This is a genomic window from Actinomadura sediminis (assembly GCF_042675525.1).
Taxonomy (GTDB): domain Bacteria; phylum Actinomycetota; class Actinomycetes; order Streptosporangiales; family Streptosporangiaceae; genus Spirillospora; species Spirillospora sediminis.
Genome location: NZ_JBHTJA010000207.1, coordinates 1 through 4424, shown reverse-complemented (window position 1 = coordinate 4424; position 4424 = coordinate 1). Strand labels below are relative to the sequence as shown.

The window sequence follows — 4424 nt, the reverse complement described above, 5'->3', positions numbered from 1 at the left end:
CCTCGTGCTGACCGGCCGCCGCGGGCCGGACGCGCCCGGCGACGCCGAACTGGCCGCCGGCCTGCGCGGCCTCGGCGCGGACGTGCGCGTCGAGGCGTGCGACGTGGCGGACCGCGCCGCCATCGCGGACCTGCTCGCGGGGATCGGCGGCCCGCCGCTGACCGCGATCTTCCACGCCGCGGGCGCCCTCGACGACGCCCTCGTCACCGAACTGACCCCCGGCCGTCTCGAGGCCCCCTTCCGGCCGAAGGTCGACGGCTCGGTGCACCTGCACGAACTGGCCCCGCCGGGGCTGTCGGCGTTCGTCCTGTTCACGTCGGCGGTGGGGGTGTTCGGGCAGGCCGGCCAGGGCGGCTACGCCGCCGCGAACGCCTTCCAGGACGCGCTCGCCGCCGCCCGCCGCGCCGCCGGGCTGCCGGGTCTCGCCCTCGCGTGGGGCACCTGGGCCGGCGCCGCCGGGATGGCGTCCCGGCTGGCCGGCGCCGCCGTGCGGCGCACCGCCGCGTCCGGTCTCGTGCCCCTGGACGCCGCGGAGAACCTCGCACTCCTCGATCGGGCGCTGACCGTCGACCGTCCCGTCGTCGTGCCGGTCCGCCTGGATCTCCCGCGGATCCGCGCGCGCGCCGCCGAAGGCGAGATCCCCCCGGCGTTCACCGTCCTGGCGGGCGGCGGACCCCGCCGCCCGGCCGCGCCCCGGACCGGGGACGACGCGGCCCGTCTGGCGGCGCTGCCCGCCCCGGAGCGGGAGGCGCTCCTGCTGGAGCAGGTCCGGGCGCACGTCGCCGCCGTCCTCGGCCACGACGGGCCCGCGGCCGTCGACCCCGCCCGGGGGCTGGTCGACCTCGGCCTGGATTCGCTGTCGGCGATCGAACTGCGCAACCGCATCGGATTCGCCACCGGCCTGCGCCTCCCGGCCACCCTGGTGTTCGACCACCCGACCGCCGCCGCGATCGCGGCGCACCTGGCCGCCGCCCTGTCCGGGCCGCCCGCCGCGGACACCGTCGAGAGCGAGATCGCCCGTCTCGAGGAGGCGTTCGCCGGGCTGGCCGCGGACGACCGGCGTCGCCGCGGCCTCGCCGCCCGCCTCCGCGCGCTCGCCGCGCGATGGGAGGATCCGGGCGAGCCCGACGACGCGCCGGACTCGCTGGGGACGGCGACCGCGGCCGAGCTGTTCGACATCCTCGACGAGGAGCTCGCACCGCAGGACGACTGACGCTGGACGACTGACGCCGGACGACCGGCGGCGGACGACCGGCGGCGGACGCGGCCGGCGCGCGGTGCGTGCGCCGGCCGCGCGCGGGTAGGCCCCGGGCATGGTTGAGGCTGTGCTGTTCGACGTGGACGGGACGCTCGTCGACACCACGTACCTGCATGCCGTCACCTGGTGGCAGGCGTTCCGGCAGCAGGGGCACGTGGTCGCGATGGCGAAGATCCACCGGGCGATCGGGATGGGGTCGGACAAACTGCTGGACCAGGTGCTGCCGGGCGGGCGGGACCGGGACGCCGACGACGCGATGCGGGACGCGCACACGGCCCTGTACGCGCAGTACTGGGGCCGGTTGCGGGCGTTCGACGGCGCGGCGGACCTGCTGCGGGCCTGCAAGGGGCGGGGAAAGCGCGTGGTGCTCGCGAGCTCGGCGGCCGAGCCGGAGATGCGGGCGCTGCGCGCGGCGCTGGACGCCGAGGACGCGATCGACGAGACGACGTCGGCGTCGGAGGTCGGGCAGAGCAAGCCCGCCCCGGACATCGTGGAGCTGGCCCTCGAACGCGCGGGGGTGCCCGCGGCACGCGCGGTGTTCGTGGGGGACACCGCGTGGGACGTCGAGGCGGCGGAGCGGGTCGGGGTGCCGTGCGTCGGGGTGCTCACCGGCGGGTGGGCGCGCGACGAACTGGAGGCCGCGGGCGCCGTCGCCGTTTTCGACGATCCCCGGGATCTGCTCGAGAAGCTGGAAAAGAGCCCGCTGCATTAGCATCCCGGCATGAACGCGTCGCGTGTGCAGTCCTTCTTCGCCGGGATGCTCGTCGCCAACAGCGCCCCGCACATCGCCACCGCCGTCAGCGGGCGGCGGCACCTGACGCCGCTGGCCGGGCGCGATTCCGGCCCGGTGACGAACGGCGTGTGGGCGGGGCTGAACCTGGCGGGCGGTGCCGCGCTGCTGCTCGCCGCTCGAAAGGGGAAGGCGGGCGTCCGATGGGACCGCGACCTCGTCGCCTTCGAGACGGGCTATCTCGCGTTCGCCTCGTGGATGGCCCTGTCGGAGCGTTTCTTTCCGATGAATTCGGAGTGAGGGCCCGGCGGAAAATCGGTTGGGCGGTCGCCCGGTCCGGGTGATGATGTCTCGCGATGAGCATCCGGTTGGCGGGCGGCGTGGTGGCCGCGCGGCGTGCGGCGTGGGCCCCGGGGCCGTCCGGGCCCGTGCGCGTGGACGAGCAGGGGGCCGAGCCCGGCGCGCCCGTCGCGCTCGGGCCCGAGGGCGCGCCGGACGGCGAGGTGCGGCGGGCGGTGACGGCGCTGCGGCTGCTGGTCGAGGGCGGCGGCGGCGTCGCGGCGGGCGCGGGCGTCGACCTCGGGGCGGGATTCCGGTCCGGGCGGCTGGAGGGCGCGCGCGGAGACCGGCGCGACGCCGTCCTGGCCGCGCTGCGGGCCGTCGGCGTGCGGGACGCGCGGCGGATCGGGGACCGGGCGGGGCTCATGGTCGCGCTGTTCGGCCCCTCGGTCACCAAGCGGGTCGGCGCCGCGGCGGCGCGGGCCGCCGAGGAGGGCCGATGGGACGCGCTGCACCTGGCGTCGGCGGCGAGCGACGTCCTCGGGCCGGAGCAGCTGGAACGGGTGCTGGAGCTGGACGCGCCGGACCCGGTGATCCCCGGCGGTTCGCCGTCGCCGCTGGGCGCCGATCTGCGGCGCGTGCTCGCGCCGGTGCCGCCGCCGCGCAGGCTGGACCTCCTCCTGGACCTGTGGGGCCGGGTGGCGGAGCATCGGGCCGGGGAGTCGCGCCGGGACCGGCTCCGGGCGACGCAGTCGCGCCGCGACCGGGTCGAAGACCTGCACGCGCGCCGGCGCCACCGCGCGGACGAGCAGGTCCTGCAGTGGGTACGGAGCGACCTGGGCACGGACGTGCCGGTGGCGGCGGCCGCCCGGTGGGTGCCGCCCGACGCCTACTGGCACGTCGTGCTCATCGCGCTGTTCCGGGACGCGCTCGCCGCCACGGCGCTGCTGCGCACGGCCGTCGCGGTCGCCGATCACGGTCTCGGGGAGGGGCTGGCGCGGTCGGCGGCCGTGCTGGACGCGGCGGTGCACGCCGCGCGCGACGACGCGACGGTGCTCGACGCGCGGCGGGTGCCGGGCCTGACGGGCCTGCCGCCCCGGCCCGGCGCCTACGTGCGGGACCTGCTCCGGCGGGTGGGCGAACCGGCGGACGACCGGCTCGCGGGATACGTTCGCCCGCGCCTGGCCTGCGCGCGGGACTACGCCCTGGTGATCGTCCGGGAGATCGTGCAGGTCCTCGACCGGTTCGACACGCGCGTGCCCGCGACCGCGCTGCGGGGGTGGGCGGAGGTCCCGCTGGCGGAATGGCGGGGCCGCGCCGGGTACAGCGGCGTTCGCCCGCCGGAGGAGTGGGACGGCATCGGGCCGTGGGCGGAACGGATGCACGACCGGGAGCCGCTGTCGGACCGGGTCGCCGCGACCGGCGACGCCGCCGCCGTCGAGGTGGTCGGCGACTTCCTCTGGTACGTGGAGCTGATCGACGCGCTCGCGCAGGTGCACGGCCATGACCGGGCACAGGCCGAACCCGGGACGGGCGAGCCCTGGTACTCGCATGAGGTCGAGCCCGCGCCGGCGACCGGGCCGGGGTACGCGTCGCTCCCGCAGGCGGTGGCCGGGGCCGCCCAGCTCGTCGCGTTCGGCGCGGTCCCGTCCAAGGGCGTCCGGACGTGGGCCGGGCTCGTCGACGCGATGTGGTCCGGAACCTCCGTGACCGAGGCCCTGACCGGCGAGTTCCGGGTTCCGGCGCCCCTCGCCTCGTTGGACGGCGCGGAGGTGGGCGGGCACCGCGTCAAGGTGGCGCGCACCGCGCGGGACCTGGCCGACTGGGCCGGTTACATGGGCAACTGCATCGCGGCGTACGCAGACGACGCCGAGGACGGGACGTCCGTCCTGGTGGGTCTGTACGGCCCGGACGGCCGTCTGGCGGCCAACGCGGAAGTGGTGCGGCTCAAGCCCGCCGCCCGCGGATGGCAGCTCGACCAGATCGAGGGGCGGTTCAACCGCCCGGCGCCCCGGGAACTGGCGGACGCCCTCCGCGCGCGGGTCGCCGCGATCCCCGGCGCGGCGCCCGCGATGCCCGGCGAGACGCCCGGCGAGACACCGGGCGAGGCGCCGGCCGGGCGGCCGGACGGCGGAGAGCCGCCCGCCCGGCCCGTCC

General features: G+C 77.7%; 3 protein-coding genes and 1 pseudogene. All 4 read left to right on the top strand.

From position 1 onward, the window contains the following. Positions 1-1213, top strand: a 1213-nt coding sequence (locus ACFQ11_RS37165; protein ID WP_378307569.1) for a beta-ketoacyl reductase, incomplete at its 5' end; no start/stop codon positions are given. Positions 1214-1313: 100 nt separating this feature from the next. Further along, positions 1314-1970 (top strand): HAD family hydrolase, encoded by a 657-nt coding sequence (locus ACFQ11_RS37160; protein WP_378307567.1) that lies wholly within the window; start codon positions 1314-1316, stop codon positions 1968-1970. 9 nt (positions 1971-1979) lie between these two features. Then, positions 1980-2288 carry a hypothetical protein gene (locus tag ACFQ11_RS37155; RefSeq protein ID WP_378307565.1) on the top strand — a complete coding sequence of 103 codons (309 nt, stop codon included), beginning with the start codon at positions 1980-1982 and terminating at the stop codon, positions 2286-2288. Positions 2289-2344: 56 nt separating this feature from the next. Continuing rightward, positions 2345-4424 (top strand): annotated as a pseudogene (locus tag ACFQ11_RS37150) (hypothetical protein); the annotation flags it as partial.